At 69.4% G+C, this 14,931-nt stretch carries 19 protein-coding genes and 1 pseudogene; 11 read left to right on the top strand and 9 right to left on the bottom strand.

What is annotated here, in order from left to right; all coding sequences use genetic code 11:
• The first annotated feature begins 3 nt into the window (after positions 1 to 3).
• Positions 4 to 462 (top strand): DoxX family protein, encoded by a 459-nt coding sequence (locus OG322_RS26705; RefSeq protein ID WP_266412096.1) that lies wholly within the window; start codon positions 4 to 6, stop codon positions 460 to 462.
• Positions 463 to 775: 313 nt separating this feature from the next.
• The gene (locus tag OG322_RS26700) at positions 776 to 1,459 is read left to right on the top strand and encodes a DedA family protein (protein ID WP_123470581.1); all 684 of its coding nucleotides are present in this window, start codon (positions 776 to 778) and stop codon (positions 1,457 to 1,459) included.
• Here OG322_RS26700 and OG322_RS26695 read toward each other — a convergent pair.
• Both OG322_RS26695 and OG322_RS26690 read right to left on the bottom strand, forming a co-directional pair.
• Positions 1,446 to 1,670 (bottom strand): DUF2277 domain-containing protein, encoded by a 225-nt coding sequence (locus OG322_RS26695; RefSeq protein ID WP_123470583.1) that lies wholly within the window; start codon positions 1,668 to 1,670, stop codon positions 1,446 to 1,448. The two genes, OG322_RS26700 and OG322_RS26695, sit on opposite strands and share 14 nt — an antisense overlap.
• Before the next feature lie 372 nt (positions 1,671 to 2,042).
• Complete coding sequence (locus OG322_RS26690; protein ID WP_123470585.1) at positions 2,043 to 2,483, bottom strand: DUF7144 family membrane protein; 441 nt, start codon at positions 2,481 to 2,483, stop codon at positions 2,043 to 2,045.
• Positions 2,484 to 2,655: 172 nt separating this feature from the next.
• On the opposite strand from OG322_RS26690, the gene OG322_RS26685 reads away from it, so the two are divergent.
• The gene (locus tag OG322_RS26685; RefSeq protein WP_123471473.1) at positions 2,656 to 3,162 is read left to right on the top strand and encodes a GNAT family N-acetyltransferase; all 507 of its coding nucleotides are present in this window, start codon (positions 2,656 to 2,658) and stop codon (positions 3,160 to 3,162) included.
• A 134-nt stretch (positions 3,163 to 3,296) separates the two neighbouring features.
• The gene (locus tag OG322_RS26680; RefSeq protein WP_123470587.1) at positions 3,297 to 3,797 is read left to right on the top strand and encodes a GNAT family N-acetyltransferase; all 501 of its coding nucleotides are present in this window, start codon (positions 3,297 to 3,299) and stop codon (positions 3,795 to 3,797) included.
• 23 nt (positions 3,798 to 3,820) lie between these two features.
• On the opposite strand, the gene OG322_RS26675 is transcribed toward OG322_RS26680, so the two are convergent.
• On the bottom strand, positions 3,821 to 4,342 hold the full coding sequence (locus OG322_RS26675) for a winged helix-turn-helix transcriptional regulator (protein WP_266412095.1): 522 nt from the start codon (positions 4,340 to 4,342) through the stop codon (positions 3,821 to 3,823).
• A gap of 75 nt (positions 4,343 to 4,417) precedes the next feature.
• Here OG322_RS26675 and OG322_RS26670 point away from each other — a divergent pair, with 75 nt between their 5' ends.
• The 4 genes and pseudogenes from OG322_RS26670 (at position 4,418) to OG322_RS26655 (ending at position 6,788) form a co-directional block, all read left to right on the top strand.
• Positions 4,418 to 5,062, top strand: a complete 645-nt coding sequence (locus OG322_RS26670; RefSeq protein ID WP_123470592.1) for a dihydrofolate reductase family protein — start codon at positions 4,418 to 4,420, stop codon at positions 5,060 to 5,062.
• Between the two features lie 224 nt (positions 5,063 to 5,286).
• Positions 5,287 to 5,490, top strand: a pseudogene (locus OG322_RS26665) (MFS transporter); the annotation flags it as partial.
• Between the two features lie 63 nt (positions 5,491 to 5,553).
• Positions 5,554 to 5,892 (top strand): PadR family transcriptional regulator, encoded by a 339-nt coding sequence (locus OG322_RS26660; protein WP_123471474.1) that lies wholly within the window; start codon positions 5,554 to 5,556, stop codon positions 5,890 to 5,892.
• Positions 5,889 to 6,788: a hypothetical protein gene (locus OG322_RS26655; protein WP_123470595.1), complete on the top strand. Its 900-nt coding sequence runs from the start codon at positions 5,889 to 5,891 to the stop codon at positions 6,786 to 6,788. The genes OG322_RS26660 and OG322_RS26655 overlap by 4 nt, the downstream gene beginning before the upstream one ends.
• Before the next feature lie 75 nt (positions 6,789 to 6,863).
• On the opposite strand, the gene OG322_RS26650 is transcribed toward OG322_RS26655, so the two are convergent.
• Positions 6,864 to 7,640 carry a class I SAM-dependent methyltransferase gene (locus OG322_RS26650; RefSeq protein WP_123470597.1) on the bottom strand — a complete coding sequence of 259 codons (777 nt, stop codon included), beginning with the start codon at positions 7,638 to 7,640 and terminating at the stop codon, positions 6,864 to 6,866.
• A gap of 175 nt (positions 7,641 to 7,815) precedes the next feature.
• Positions 7,816 to 9,048: an MFS transporter gene (locus tag OG322_RS26645; RefSeq protein ID WP_329307051.1), complete on the bottom strand. Its 1,233-nt coding sequence runs from the start codon at positions 9,046 to 9,048 to the stop codon at positions 7,816 to 7,818.
• A gap of 131 nt (positions 9,049 to 9,179) precedes the next feature.
• On the opposite strand from OG322_RS26645, the gene OG322_RS26640 reads away from it, so the two are divergent.
• Positions 9,180 to 9,920 carry an aminoglycoside phosphotransferase family protein gene (locus OG322_RS26640; RefSeq protein WP_124285142.1) on the top strand — a complete coding sequence of 247 codons (741 nt, stop codon included), beginning with the start codon at positions 9,180 to 9,182 and terminating at the stop codon, positions 9,918 to 9,920.
• Here the strand turns inward: OG322_RS26640 and OG322_RS26635 are convergent.
• Positions 9,901 to 10,566 (bottom strand): alpha/beta hydrolase, encoded by a 666-nt coding sequence (locus OG322_RS26635; RefSeq protein WP_329307050.1) that lies wholly within the window; start codon positions 10,564 to 10,566, stop codon positions 9,901 to 9,903. The two genes, OG322_RS26640 and OG322_RS26635, sit on opposite strands and share 20 nt — an antisense overlap.
• 58 nt (positions 10,567 to 10,624) lie before the next feature.
• Positions 10,625 to 10,987, bottom strand: coding sequence for a hypothetical protein (locus OG322_RS26630; RefSeq protein WP_329307049.1), 363 nt, complete (start codon positions 10,985 to 10,987; stop codon positions 10,625 to 10,627).
• An 862-nt stretch (positions 10,988 to 11,849) separates the two neighbouring features.
• Between OG322_RS26630 and OG322_RS26625 the strand changes: the two genes are divergently transcribed.
• Positions 11,850 to 12,188 carry a hypothetical protein gene (locus OG322_RS26625; RefSeq protein WP_241199954.1) on the top strand — a complete coding sequence of 113 codons (339 nt, stop codon included), beginning with the start codon at positions 11,850 to 11,852 and terminating at the stop codon, positions 12,186 to 12,188.
• Between the two features lie 81 nt (positions 12,189 to 12,269).
• Here the strand turns inward: OG322_RS26625 and OG322_RS26620 are convergent, their stop codons facing one another.
• Together OG322_RS26620 and OG322_RS26615 are read right to left on the bottom strand one after the other, a co-directional pair.
• Positions 12,270 to 12,662: a signal peptidase I gene (locus OG322_RS26620; RefSeq protein ID WP_123470617.1), complete on the bottom strand. Its 393-nt coding sequence runs from the start codon at positions 12,660 to 12,662 to the stop codon at positions 12,270 to 12,272.
• Between the two features lie 585 nt (positions 12,663 to 13,247).
• Positions 13,248 to 14,147 (bottom strand): hypothetical protein, encoded by a 900-nt coding sequence (locus OG322_RS26615; RefSeq protein WP_329307048.1) that lies wholly within the window; start codon positions 14,145 to 14,147, stop codon positions 13,248 to 13,250.
• Between the two features lie 325 nt (positions 14,148 to 14,472).
• On the opposite strand from OG322_RS26615, the gene OG322_RS26610 reads away from it, so the two are divergent.
• Positions 14,473 to 14,913, top strand: coding sequence for a hypothetical protein (locus OG322_RS26610; RefSeq protein WP_329307047.1), 441 nt, complete (start codon positions 14,473 to 14,475; stop codon positions 14,911 to 14,913).
• Positions 14,914 to 14,931 lie beyond the last annotated feature (18 nt).

Raw genomic sequence — 14,931 nt, 5'->3', positions numbered from 1 at the left:
CCCATGCACACACGCCTGAACCGGGCCCAGCCCTACGCCCTCGCGCTCTTCCGAATCGTCGTAGGCCTGCTCTTCGCCTGCCACGGTGCCGCCTCGATCTTCGGCGTCCTGGGCGGCGCCATGGGCGGTGGATCGATACCCGCCGGCACCTGGCCGGGCTGGTACGCGGCGGTCATCCAGCTCGTCGGCGGCAGCCTGGTGGTGCTGGGCCTCGGCACCCGCATCGCCGCTCTGATCTCCTCCGGCTCCATGGCGTACGCGTACTTCAAGGTCCACCAGCCCGAGGCGCTCTTCCCGCTGCAGAACGGCGGCGAGCCCTCGGCCGTCTACAGCTGGGTGTTCCTGCTGCTCGTCTTCACCGGTCCCGGCGCCCTGGCCCTGGACCGGCTGTTCACGTCCCGCTCCGCCGCACGGCGCGCCGAGGAGCGCGCGCCCGAACCCGCCTCCCCGGTCGCCGCCTGACCCGCCCGACCCGTACGAGGACGCGGGCCCGCACCGACCGGGCCCGCCGCGCCGCCTCGGGCACTCCGCCCCGGGTACGCCGGGAATGCCGCTTCCCGGCGTACCCGAGGCGCGGGTGCGACGTATGCCGGTCGCACTTCGAGGCACACTCGACTGACACACAAGCCTCATGTGACACACACGTGAGGTGCCCAACATCACGCATATATATGGATCTACAGGTGAACGGCAGGCGTACGCTGTACAGCTGGACCTGCCGCTCCTGCCGCTCCCCTGCGACGTCGCGGCGTTGTCACGAATCGGGGAGTAGAAGGTGCTTGAGAGTGTGGGTGCGCTGACCGGCAGCCCATGGATCTACGTTGTGGTCGCCCTCTCGGTGCTTCTGGACGTCTTCCTCCCTGTGCTGCCCAGCGGTGTCCTCGTGATCACGGCCGCCACGGCGGCCGCCGCGGGCACCAGCACGGTGGCCGCCGACGCCGCGGGCGCCGCCCGCCACGTCACCGAGGTCCCCTCGCTCCTGGCCCTGATCCTCTGCGCGGCCAGCGCCTCGGTGCTCGGCGACCTCGTCGCGTACCGGCTGGCCTGGCGCGGTGGCGCACGCCTGGACCGCGCCATCGCCCGCTCCCGCCGCCTCACCTCAGCGCAGGAACGTCTCGGCGCCGCGCTGAGCCGCGGCGGCGGCGCCCTCGTCGTGATCGCCCGCTTCGCCCCGGCCGGACGCTCGGTCGTCTCCCTGGGCGCGGGCGCCTCGCACCGCAAGGTGAAGGAATTCCTGCCGTGGTCCGCGGTGGCGGGCGTGGCCTGGGCCGGCTACAGCGTGGGGCTCGGCTACTTCGGCGCCCAGTGGCTCGGCGCGAGCTGGCTGGGCACGGCGATCTCGGTCCTCGCGCTGTTCGTCGCGGGCGCGTTCGCCGCACTGCTGATGCGGCGCCCCGCCGCGGCGGCCGCCGCGGCCGCTGCCACCGCTGCCCCGGCCCCGGTCCCTACGGCGTCCTGACGCCTCCCCGCACTTCCAGCCCGTCCAGCAGCCTGGCGGTCGACGCGGCGATCTCGTCGACGGCACGGTCGAAGACTTCCCTGTTGTGCGCGGCCGGGGCACGGAAGCCGGACACCTTGCGGACGAACTGCAGGGCGGCGGCGCGGATGTCCTCCTCGGTGGCCTCTTCGGGGAGGACGGGTGGGCGAAGGGTCTTGATACTGCGGCACATGTCTCAAGTGTGGACCGCGCCACTGACAACGTCCCGGGCAACGTCCCGGCCCCGCAGCCCGGGGGCGGGGCAGCACACCGGGAGCTGCCGGCCGGGTCAGCGAGAGCAGATCACGCTGCCGAGAGTGAACGACGCGTAGAACGGCCCCGCGGAGAGGCCGCCGAACCAGCGGTGGCCGTGGTCTCGGCCGACGCGTCCCCGGTCGATCGGCATCGACGATCAAGGTGTCCCGAGCGGGCTCGGCAAGGCCGATCCGGGCACCCCGCCGGGTCACGCGATGGAGCTGCGCAAGAACGTCGGCGGGTTCGGCGGCATGCATGAGGACGCGGTCGGTCATGGCCCGGTCCACCGTTCCCGACTCAAGAACTGCCCTCAGATGACCGCCTTCGAGCGATCCGTGCACAGGGCCCAGATCACGAAGGTGTCGATGGCGAGGGAGACCACGGCCCAGACCGGCTGGTAGGGCAGCCACATGAAGTTGGCGATCATGTTGAGCGCCGCCAGCGCCACACCGACCCAACGGGCCCAGCCGATGCCTCTGAGGATTCCCCAGCCGACCACGACGAGGACGATACCGAGAGCCAGGTGGATCCAGCCCCAGGCCGTCACGTCGAACTTGAAGGCGTAGTCGTTGATCCGCGCGTAGACATCGTTGGACGCGATTCCGGCGATGCCCTTGATCGCCCCCAGAACACCGTCGACCATGAGCAGGACGCCGGCGAACATGATCCCGCCTGCCGCCCAGGGGTTGACGTCCCGCGAATCGGCCGTGCGCGAGTGGGGCGTACCCGGTGTGGACGCTGACTGTGCCATGGGAACTCCTTGACCGGTGGAACTGCACGTCAGACCGACCCTGGCGGGCACGTTCGGGGGCGTCCACCTGGGCGCGGCCGAACGAGTGGGGGCGGCACCCGGCCCGGCCGGAGAAATCCGCTTGGCGGGGACGTCCGCCGGAAGGAATCCTTGCCGGTCGGAGGTGGTGACGATGACCGACGTCGTACTGAAGCTCTCGGCCCGCGATCTGGTTCCCGGCGATCTGGAGTCCTGCGGGTGGTCGGGCTCGCCGCTCCACCTGGAGAACATCGCAGGGCAGCTGGCACGGGCCCGGCGCGGCGAGGTGGACTACCTGGCGGTGTGTCCGCCGTCGGGCGTCCCGGTCGCGATCGGCGGGGTCGACTACGGCGCCCGGGAGGGCGTGGGCACGCTGTGGCAACTGGCGGTCCATCCCGCGCTCCAGTCCTGCGGGATCGGCACGTTCCTGATCGGCGCCGCCGAACGCCGGATCGCCTCCCGGGGCCTGCGGCGGGCCGAACTCGGCGTGGAGGAGGACAACCCGCGTGCCCGCGCGCTGTACGAGCGCCTGGGATACGTGGCGTACGGCCGACAGCCCGACTCCTGGGACGAGCTGGCCCCGGACGGCTCGGTTCGCCGGTACGAGACGATGTGCACGCTGATGGCCCGGGACCTCGGCGGGGCCCTGGCGGCCGGATAGCGGGCCGGTCCCGAGCGGTACCGCGGGGCGACGGCAGGGGCCGGGCCGGGTCCTGGCCCGGCTTCCCTGGCGGACACACCCCGCCTCGACGCGACCGGCTGCTTCCGGGCGACGTAGGACCTACGCTCGCAGGCATGATCGAGACGGAGCGACTCACCCTGCGCCCCCTTGCGACCTCGGATGCCGATGCCTTCGTCGAGCTCCACGCCGATCCGGAGGTCAATCGATTCGTCGGGGCATACTCCCGTCAGCAGGCACTGGAACGGCTCGCCGGGATCGAGCGGCAGTGGGCAGAGCGGGGTCATGGCCTGTGCGCGGTGGAGCTCCGGTCGAGCGGCGAGTTCATCGGCCGAAGCGGTCTGCAGTACTGGCCGCAGTTCGACGAGGTCGAGCTGGGCTGGACCCTCCGGGCGGAGCACTGGGGGCGCGGATACGCGACCGAGGCGGCCCGGGCCTGCCTGGACTGGGGCTTCGCCACGCTCGAAGCCGACTACTTCACCGCTCTCATCCGGCCGGGCAACATGCCGTCGGTAAGGGTGGCTGAGCGCCTCGGCTTCGCGCCGCGCCGGCAGGACGAGCTGAACGGCAGTCCCGTCACGGTCCACGCGCTGGATCGCCCCACCGGCCACCGCTGACATCCAGCACCGCTCAGCAGTACTCAGCCTTCGGAAACGGCGCGTTCGTAGGCCAGGGTGAGTTCGGCGAGGACACCGTCGGCACGCTGCGGACGGCCTTCGAGGTGCATGGCGCGGAGCTCGTCCATGAACCTCTCCCCCATTTCGGGGCCGCCGCGAGCGAGGAGCTGGGCGCGGATCGACAGCTCGGGTGTGGTCGGGAGCCATCGGGAGCCCCAGTCGCCCAGCTGCGTCATGAGCGGAACGAGCTGGATCGACGCCTCGGTGAGCCGGTACTCGATCTTCTGCCGGTGGCTCGGATCATCGTGCCGGGTGAGCAGACCGGCACCCACGAGCTTCGACAGCCGGGCGGCGAGGATGTTCGACGCGATGCCCTCGACCGAATGCGCGAGGAGCTCACGGAAGTGCCGGTAGCCGCCGAACATGACATCCCGCAGCACGACCAGACTCCACCGGTCACCCAGCAGCTCGACGGTCAAGTTGATCGGGCAGCCCGATTTCCCCTCCGGCACGGGCAGGCGGCCCGTCTCTCCTGGTTGCGGCATGCCCTCAGCCTAGTACTGTACAACCGGTTGTTTGTTGCAACCGGTTGTTGCTTGTCGTCACTCAGAGGAGGATGCATGTCACAGCTGTTGAGGGTGCAGTGCTTCAACGTGTCGCGGGACGGTTTCGGTGCCGGTGAGGGCCAGAGCCTGGAACGGCCCTTCGGCCACGGAGATGCCACCGCCCTGTTCTCCTGGGCGGGCGCCACCGCCAGCTGGGTGAACCGCACCGACCCCGGCGGCACGCGAGGCCTGGACGACTACATGACCCGCGCCCACACCCACAACGTGGGCGCGGAGATCATGGGGCGCAATAAGTTCGGCCCCCAGCGCGGCCCGTGGGAGAACCACGAGTGGCAGGGCTGGTGGGGAGACAACCCGCCCTTCCGTACGCCGGTCTTCGTACTCACCCATCACGAGCGCCCCTCCTTCACCCTGGCGGACACCACGTTCCATTTCCTCGACGCGAAACCGGCCGAGGCGCTGGCCCGCGCGAAGGAGGCCGCCGACGGCCGGGACGTGCGCCTCGGTGGCGGGGTCGCCACCGTCCGCGAGTTCCTTGAGGCCGACCTGATCGACACGATGCACATCGCCGTCGCACCCGTCGACCTGGGCCAGGGCGAACGGCTGTGGGAGAGCCACACCGAGCTGCTCGACCGCTTCCACCTCGACTCGGTTCCGAGCCCCAGCGGAGTCACCCACCTCCTGTTCTGGAGGCGATGACCGCTGATGATCGGTGGTGGCCGGTGGTGACCACTGGCCACCGCCGGCCCGCCGACCCGCCGGAACAGGCCGCGACCCAGGACCGGTTCGTAGCCCTCGACCACCAAGCGGCCCTTGCCCGGGGGAGGTACCGGGTGCTCGCCCAGGTCAGCCCCGCCCCCTACCTGCCCCGCCTGGCCAAGGCACTGCAACGCCTGAGCTACGACGCCGGCTCCGGCCGGCCGTTCGCCGGGACGGGACTGACGCCGCTCGGCTCGCTGCTGGGCGGCTTCCTGGCCGCGCGGTGGGGACTGCGCACGAGCCTACTCCTCACCGCCGCCGCCATGGCACTGTCCCCGCTGTTCATGGCCCTGTCCCCACTGGCCCGGCTGGGGAAGTCACTCCCGGACGAGCACCAGCCGGGAACCGGGCGAACCAGCAGCACCTGACAGGCGCCGAACCAGCCCCTCACCCTGCCGGTATATGCCGGTGAGTGACCTATTATGCAGGACATGAGTGATCGTGCGATGCAGGAACCGACCCTGCTCCTCCTGACCGCGCTCGCGGACGAGCCCCGCCACGGCTACGCGATCGCGCGTGAGGTCGAGAAGATCTCGGGCGGGCGGGTAACGATGCGGACCGGCACGCTGTACGGAGGCCTGGAGCGCCTCTTGAACGAGGGGCTGATCGAAGTGCACGCGGAGGAGGTCGTGGACAGCAGGCTGCGGCGCACCTACACCCTCACCCCGGCCGGTCGGCAGGGCCTGGCCGCCGAGGTGCAGCGGATCGCCGCGACCGCGCGTGAGGCCACCCGGCGCCTGGGCGTCTCGGGGAAGCCGGCCACCGCATGAGCTTGCCGCTGCTGCGTCTGTACCCGGCGGGATTCAGGCGTGCCTTCGGGGACGAGATAGCCGAGGCCTACCGCGAGGCGACCGAAGGGGCCGGCCGGACCGCCCGGTTCAGGGAGGCCTGCGACATCGTGGCGCACGCGCTCCGCCTCCGCCTGCACCTGGGGTCCACACAGCGCGGCGGCCGCCTCTTCGCGGCCACGGCCCCCTTCGCACTGGCGGCGACGGCCGCGTATGCCGCCTTCGACCTCGTCTCGGTGATCGGCGACCGGATCATCAGCGGAAACCCCGATTTCCTGGTGCCGCTCAGCTACGTCCTGGGCGGCTGCGACCTGCTGGCCCTCGTCGGAGCGGTCGTGGCGCTGGGCGGGCGCTTCGCTGCCGGCGCGCGGTGCGCACTCGCGGGCGTGCTGGGCACTGCCGTCGTTCTGTTGGCGGTCTGCCTGACGGCGGGTGCGGCCGTGCCGCTGGAGTTCGTGGCGTACCTGCCGGCACCGGTGGTCGCGGCCGCTGTCCCACTGGCCTGCCCGCCGGACCTGCGCCCGCCCGGCCGGATGCGGAGTACGGCGGGGATCGTGGCGCTGGCGATCTGGGCCCCGCTCTCCGTGGCCGTCCTCGCTCTGGCCGATGCGAACGGGCTCGGGGCCATCGTCCTGTGGCGCCTCGGCGCCCCCATGGCCGCCGCCCTGGCCCTGACGGGCCTCCGGGCGCTGGCCGGCATCCGGACCGTCGGCCAATTCGCCCTCGCCTCAACGCCCTTCGTCGCCATGGGGTATTCCGCCGGGGTGGTGGACCAGGACACACTGCTCCCGGTCGTCGTCCTGCTCGCCGGCGCGGCCGTGATCCTGCGCCTGTGGCGCGTGCGCGACCGCAACTCCGGCACGACCGGCAACCGCTGAGGCCGCCGGCGCCATGCCCCCGCCGCTCACGAGGCGCCGGACGCGGGCACCACGCGCGCCCGGGGGCCGGTCACGTCACCCGGCGCTGACCCGGATCTTGGACTGTCCGTGGCCGAGCCGTTCCCAGTCCTCCATGAACCGCGCGGCCAGCCCGTGCCGGGCCGCGAGGTCGACGAGGGTCTGGGTCCGGTAGTAGAAGTCCTCGCGCAGGACCTGGTGTTCGGCACCGGTGGTGCGGTCGAAGGTGAAGTCGAAGTGACCACCGGGGGCCAGCACCCGGCCGACGTGGGCGAGGCACTCGTCGATGATCTCGATCGGCGAGTGCGAGAACACGCTGTGCGCGTGAACGACGTCGAAGTACCCGTCGGGCAGGAAGTCCAGCGTCAGGTCCTTGGTGATGGTCAGATGCGGGACCTTGGCCTGGAGCCCCTGAGCCGCCAGCGTCTGCTTCGCGGCAATCAGGATGTCGGGCGAGATGTCGATGCCGTAATAGTGCCCGGCTTCGAGGTGTTCGATGAAGCGCCAGCCCGCGCGGAGGTTGCCGCAGCCGATGTCCAGCATGCGAGCCCCGGGGGCGAGTCCGTGCCCCAGGAGGTAGTCGAACTGCATCTGCCCCAGCGCCAGCCAGCGCTCGTGCGTCTGACTGCCGACGGCGGCCTCGGGGTTGCGGCGGGTGTCCGAGGCCATCACGGCCCGGTAGTAGTTCACATGGCCGGGGTGCTTGAAGGCCAGCCAGCGGTCACGGGCGGCCCGCCTCAGATACGGGGCTATGCGGTCCGGCCGGCTCGCGGCGTACCGGACCTTGTGGACGAGGGATTCGCGGTTGGCGACGAGGTTCTTCTTGCTGGCCATGGCTGCTCCATCTCCGTTGCAGGGCTCTGCCCCGGTAGCAGCCGCAGCTTCGACCGACCCCGGGGCGGGGCTTCACGGGGGCAACTATAGGTCGGTGACCGACATATACAAACCAGTGGCCCGTCAGGGATCGCGCAGCCGGATGCCGGACGCGCGCATCGCCACGGCCCGCGATTCACGCCCGGTTGATCCGGTACACATCGCGCACGCACGCATTGGCCAGGGTGGCGGCGAGGATGGTTCCCGCGCACACCAGCAGAATGTGCTGACTGGTCCAGTGCTTCGAGGCCAGCGCCACCAGCAGGTACGCGATCGGGACGGCGATGCGTTCACCCACGGCATTGAACGCGCCGAGGCGTCCCAACTCCGCGTCTCGTAGCTGCTGTTGCATGATCGTGGACCAGGAGACGATCGCGACGTCCAGCCCGGCGCCGGCGACAACGGCGGCCACGAGCACCCAGCCGAGGGGCAGCTCCAGCCCCAGGGCGGCCAGCGGGAGCATGATTCCCCCACTGGCCGTCACACAGACCAGCATCAGCCGTCGCGGCTTCCAGGCCAGGCAGAGGAACGTACCCATGAGAAGCCCGGCGGCGAAGGCGCCCTGCACGAGCCCCCAGGAACCGGCACCCGCATAGCTGTCGGCCGCCACGAGCGGCCCGAGCAACTGGTATCCGGCCAGCCAGGCCGCCACAACCGCGGTCCCGGCCACGGTGTAGCTCCACAGCCAGCTCCGCGAGCGGAAGCCGGCCCAACCGGCCCGGAGATCGCCCACGGCACCGCGCCCGGTGGGGACGGAGCCGACGAGCCGGAGCCCGAGCAGGAGAAGAGCGGCAACGACGAACGTGCCCGCGTCCCACCCGAGCGCCCAGGCAGGGCCCGCGAACGCCACGACGAATCCGCCGACGACCGGCCCCATGATCTTGACGGCGTTCCCGGGAACCCGGACCAGCGCGTTGGCCTGCTGCAGTTGTTCCTTCGGTACGAGCCGACTCGCGATCCCCTGGGCAGCAGGCGTGACGAAGGCGGCCGACACCCCGGAGAAGCAGGCACAGACGCTGATCGCGAGTGTCGTCGCCGCCCCCGTCGCCACCAGAAAGCCGACCGCCCCCTGGGCGAGCCCGGCACCGAGATTCCCGAGGAAGAGGATCCGGCTACGGGACATCCGGTCCGCGAGCACGCCGCCCAGCAGAAGGAAGACCAGGGTCGGCACGGTGTTCGCCGCGAGCACGATCCCGAGCGACTGCGCGCCCCCGCCGTGACCGATCACGGCGAACGCGAGCGCCACGGGCGCCATCGCCGAACCCGTCGCGGATACGAGGTGGGCCAGCAGGAACCGGCGAAAGGCCGGTATCCGCAGCGGGGACAGGGCACGCCCTCCGCGCTCCTGCCGGTCGGTGGTGGTGGTCATGACCCTCCTGCCAGGTGGCACCGTATCCCGCCGCCGGAACTGAAAGCCCATACGAGAGAACGACAGAACGGTGGATCGACAGAATGAATGGCCCAGTGGAGACGGCGGAAGGCGTGAGAGACGTGAGAGACATGGAAATCGCCGAAGACGAAGTACCGATGTGCGGGGGCCGTATCACCCAGGGCGTCGTACGGGTCGGTGACACGGTCCGGCGCCCCGTCGGCGCTTGTTCGCCCTTCGCTGCCGACCTGCTCGGACACCTGAACAGGCAGGGCTTCACCGGCGCACCGCGCCATCTCGGCCACGATCAGGCAGGCCGTGACATCCTCAGCTACCTTCCCGGCTGGGTGCCACGCCGATTCCAGCGGTGGACCGATGCCCAAGTGGGCGCGGCCGGGGCCCTGTTGCGGGACCTGCACGACGCCACCCGAGGCAGCACGCTCGCCGGAGCACACCCGGTGGTCTGCCACCACGATCCCGGACCCAACAACACCGTATTCCGCGAGGACCGCCCCGTGGCCTTCATCGACTTCGACACCGCCGCTCCGGGAGACCCGCTCGAAGACCTCGGCTACATGGCCTGGACCTGGTGCATCACCTCCAAGTCCGAGGCGCCGCCCGCCGAAGAGCAGGCCGCCCAGGTGCGAGTCCTCGCCGACGCCTACGGACTCCCGGACCGGGCCCGCGGCGGCCTCCTCGACGCGATCGCCGACCGCCAGGCCCGCAACGCCGACTGGTGGCACGCGCACCGCCGCACGCCGGCACCCCGGATCGCCTCGGAGGATCAGATCACCGAGCGAATCGCCTGGTCCCACCGCGAGCACGCCTTCACAACCGCGCATCGCGCCGCGTTCACGACAGCCCTGCGCTGAGGCGCCCACCCCGGGGACGAAGCAGGCTCCGCAGTACGGCGGCGACTCTCCCGGGCTCACTGATGAAGGGCGAGTGGCTCGTTTTCCAGGCCGTCGCGCTGCCACAACGCCTGCTCATCGTCCACTGCAGCCCGGGGTCGATCGCGCGATCCCGCGCGCAGACGACGTACGTGGAAGGCGTGCCGCACCACGCCTGACGTTGCGGCACACCTCGCCCGCACCCCGGCCCCTGCGGCCGCAGCAAGGACGCCGCCCAGGTCGCATGCCCGATCGGGGCGTCGTCGTAGAACAACTCCATGGCTGCCGCCGGGTCCACGTGAGTGAGGCCGCCTCCGTCCTGCACGACGGAAGAGGCCAGAAGCTCGGTCGAGCCACCAAGACCAGCCGCGCTCTCCCCCTCAGCAGGCACGAAGGCCGCCAGATACACCAGATGCCCCACGCCCGTCAGACCGGTGATGACCGACCCGCCGCAGGAGTGGCCCAGAACCAACGGCGGCTCCCCCATGGCATCAACGACCTCCTGCACGGCTTCCGTGTCGGCCGGGAGCGAGCCCCGATGCAGCTCCGGAACCGCCACCTCGATCCCGCGGGCCCGCAACTCCCCTACGACCAGGCCGAAGTGGCGCGGATCGCGAGGACGGCCCAAGCGACACCGAAATGGATGCGGCGCACAATATCGTGCCGCGCCTTGATGAACCTGCGACCTACTTCTTCACCTTGTCCAGGCGCCAACCCACCATCCCCGCAGCCCCCTTCATCCCGTCGCCGTCGATCTCGACCGTGGCCGCCGACACCGTGAGGCGCTGCCGGAACGTGACACCGTCGCAATCAAGGGTCTGGAGAACGGGGTTCTTCAGGGCTACGGAAAGGCGGATCTTGCCCTTTCCGGCACAGACCACCGACAACTCGTACGAATGCCCTCGGGCCAGTTCAGGCACCGAGTGGAACCCGCCACCGACCCGCTCAAGGCCGGCCTCTACAAACAGCGGATCACTGTCGCTGACCTCGGCTGTGCCGAGGGCCTCCTCGACCTGCCTGCCCAGTCGCCCGTCGGTGGGATCGGACACGTTCGAGGGCTTCTGCTGCCGGCCTGGGCTGCTCGCCGGTGCACTCGGTCCATCGGAGTCGCTCGTACACCCAGCGACGAGGGCCACGGACAATACAGAGGCGTAAAGGGTGAGATGACGACCAAGAGGACGCAGTTTCCTTTTCATGAGCTCGTCGACCAGTACCGCCACGCGACCTCTTCCATGGGATGCTACGCATTGCCTGAACTGGCCTCCAGCTTACTGCGGTGGGCTGAACTGGTGCGGCACTACGCCCAGTTCACCTTGTGGGCCCGAAAGACGTATTGCGGCTGGCCATATTTCTTTACAGGTATCGCGTCGGCGTAGATGAACCTGAACATGTCCTGGGATGCGATCACCGACTCGGCCCTGATCCCGGACCATCTGCACTTCGTCGGCCAGAATCAACTCAGCACCCGTGTCCCACGCGGGGCCACCATGACCCGACAGGCACTGGACCAGTACCAGGAACAGTCCCGACCTCATTTCCCCGCCGAGGACACAGGGCACACAGAGCGCCACGGGACCCTGGGTGCGAACTGCGGGAACGCGGATTGGCCAATGCTGTGACCCGCTGCTGAGCTGACGGCAGTTGTCAGCGTTGGTCATGGTTGAGCGCCCTTCCAGGGCCCCGAGACAGCCCCGGGACGACCCCGGGAGGGTGCTCCGTGGTGCGATGAGGGAAGAGTCGCAGTCCCCTGGCCGCCAGAATCGACGGGCTCGTAGTCTCCAGGCCATGGAATGGACAGCGTTGGTTGCCACAGTGATGGGTGCGGTCATCGGGGTGGGCAGCACGCTCGCCACAGACCGAGTGCGTTGGCGACGGGACAGAGGCGAGCGCGACAGAGAAACCCTGCGCACGGTGTCTGCCCAGTTCCTGGAGGCCCTGACCGAGGCGCGCGACGCCATAAGCGACGCCAGCCGATCGGGACATCTACCAGTGGATGAACGGACCGAACTCGCCCGCGCCGGCATCCTGAGCCACGGCGTGCACTCGAAGCAGTACCAACTGGAGCTACTGGCGTCACCGGAAGTGGCCCAGTGCGCCAGGGACGCCGCCTACCAGTTGCTCCTCTACCGGGACACGGTGGTCGCCGGACATCTGCGTGACGATCCTGAGTGCGCACAGGTACGGCGCGCCTTCCGCGAGGCCCGCCAGAAGCTCATGGCGGCCATGCGGTCTTCACTGGCCCGCCCCTGACAATCTTCGACCGCAGATTCCCGCTCGTACCTGGCACACGTGCGGCTCTGGTCAAGAATGGCGGAGCCTGCACCTTCACGGTCAGGGCCACACCCGCGCACTGCCTTCCGCTGGTGTCACTGCGTAGCCGGGTACGGATGGCCACCGAACCGTCAGCACTACCGACTCTTCTTCCGCGAACCAAGAGTGGTCGACTCCATGACCCCAGACGACGTAATCGCCCTGCCGCGCCAAAAGCACACTTCGGCGCGGAAGTTGGACGTGGAAGCGGCCGCTGATGAGTACCAGGAGAGCTGTTCGTTCCTCGCCCCTCACCCACTGCACTCGCTGGTCACCACGCGGGTGAACGCCCCATTTGATCTCTACAGCCTCGCTGTGGCGAGGATCTGCGGCGTCCTTGAAGTGCCCGAGCAACCATCCCCGGTCCAGTGCGGCGCCCTCGCCCGCATTGCCCACGTACACGCTGTCGTTCATGAATCCGGACGCTAGCAGCAGCTCGTTCCGCCGCTCCCAGGATCGTGACCAGCACCTTCGCAACAGCCCTACACCGGTCATCTATCCAGTCCAACGCGGTTTCGTGCCTGCCTCGGGGTGGGCGGGGCGGCTGAACGCAGTTGCTTCACAGCCCGGCCGTCGCCTACCTGCCCCTCACCCAGACCGGCGGGCGCCGTCATGTGCCGTCCTCGACGGCGGTACCCCGGCGGTCTTCTACGCCCTGTCACCCATCGGCGGGGTGGCCACGGTCTGAGGCGTCGGCACCCTCGTTCTGTGGCGAGGCGCCAAGTCCATGCGGCATGCAACTGACCCCGCTCCCCCACCTCCTCCCAAAAGGGGCACCACCACATCACCGCAGTCCAGCGTGGTGGAGGACCGGCCAGGGCGTTGCACTGTCAACTGGCATGCCGAGACGGAAGAATGACCTGCTCATTTCTTGGCGGTCACCTCGGCGAGGAAGGGGCGGCCGACCTGGACACGGGCATGCCAGAGCCTCCAACGCAATTCGGTCGAGGCGGGGGCATCGCCATGTCTGACCGCATATCCCACTTCGGGCGCACGTTGTTACCCCGCCCGTTGCGAGGAAGCCGCGGCATCATCACCAGCCACCGGCTGCGGAGGCCCAGCCACTATCGCGTGCACAAGATCCGCCAAGATCTCTGCGCGCCGCTCGTCACTCAGCTGCGCATCAGCGATCAACCGCTCCGCAGCAAGATATCGGGAAAGCTCAAGCGGTTGATCAAAATACGACCGCAGGTGACCGGCAGCAGCCTCCTGAGACCGAACGAAGGTGCGACTCACGAAGCCAGCGAGCGCGGCCGCCACCGCGCCCAGACCACCAGCAACGATGCTGCCCGCCGTCGTACTCACCTTCAGCGCCACCACGAGGAACCCGGCGAGGAGAACAAACCCGAGCCACATCGCTACCTGCGCATTCCGAAACGACTGCTTCGCCTGACCAGTAGCAATCTTGTGATAGAGCGCCAATCGAGCATGAGTAGCGGCCCACAACTCCGCCAACGCAAGATGTGGCGGCGAAGCGATCGGCGCCAGCAACGATTCCGATCCAGACGCCTCAGTAGCATCAGTCACCTCACCATCGCGGCGGCGCGCTAGGGCCCTTCGGCGTCGTAGCTCCTCAATCTGCGTCGGCGTCTTTCCGGCGGACTCGAGGAACTCGCCACGCAAGGCCTCTTCAAAGTCCCTTTCGGCCAGATTCAGGCGCTGTTGACTCTCTCCGATGCTCTCTCTTTCGCGGCTCGCCTCTCGCCCGATGTCCATGCCGATCCACAAGATCACCGCCGTCCCATACGCGACGGCGGTGACAAGTAGCGCGTGAGACTGCCAGAACAGGAGGCTGGCTATGACCATGCATAGCAACATCGCGTTGCAGATGAGCAGCATGACGCCGGGGCCGCTGAGACGCTTCTGAAATAACACCACGGGATGAGTCGTCTGGGACATAGCTGATCAGCATGCAGCCCATTCCCCAAGCAGTCCAACCGGCGCGAGCCTCACCCTTGCCCGCGACATACAGACCCCAAAGTCTTGGACCGGCCGAAATCCGTACCCTCCCACCAGAAGGAGGCACGCCCCCATGGACGATCCGACCGCGCGCCCGCACGGCGGGAGCGGTCAGTTCGTGCGGGGCCTCGCCACGGCCCAGCGCGCAGTCCGACTCCTCACCACAGCTGCCCGCCTCCGCTGCTGGGCATGAGGGTGGATCGGCGCCGGCAACATCGCCGGGTGCTCCGCGCTCCGGCCACCGTGGGACTGGCCTGGATTCATCGTGGCCCTGCTGCCCCCGCTCACCTGGGCCATGTCGTACTTCGTAGCCGGGGTCCTCGGCGACTACCCGCGCGGCCCGTGGGCTGGACTGCTGCGGCTGGCCCTGGCCGCCGCCGTATTCGGTGGTGTGCGGTCATCGCGGCACGGACGGCACAGCGCACGGGCGGCACTGCGCACGGCCACAGACCAGCGTGAGGCGCAGCGTCTGGCGGCCGAGCCCGCGCAGCGCACGGTGGACCTTGCGATCCTGCGGGAGACCGCCGAGCGCGTTGACCGGGAGAGCGGGGAAATTCGCACCGAGTTGCGCGGGATGCGTGCGTTGCAGCGGGCGTACTCCTGGACGGTGGACCGGCTGATCTCCCGCATGGAACGCGCGGGTATCCCGCCGGAGCCGGACGATGTTCACGAGCTGGTTCGGGAGCACATGCGCACCGAAGCCTGAACCACCATGCCCCTGTTC

The organism is Streptomyces sp. NBC_01260 (assembly GCF_036226405.1).
Classification (GTDB): domain Bacteria; phylum Actinomycetota; class Actinomycetes; order Streptomycetales; family Streptomycetaceae; genus Streptomyces; species Streptomyces laculatispora.
Note: the sequence above shows the minus strand (reverse complement) of the source record. Positions and strands in the feature narration are given on the sequence as shown.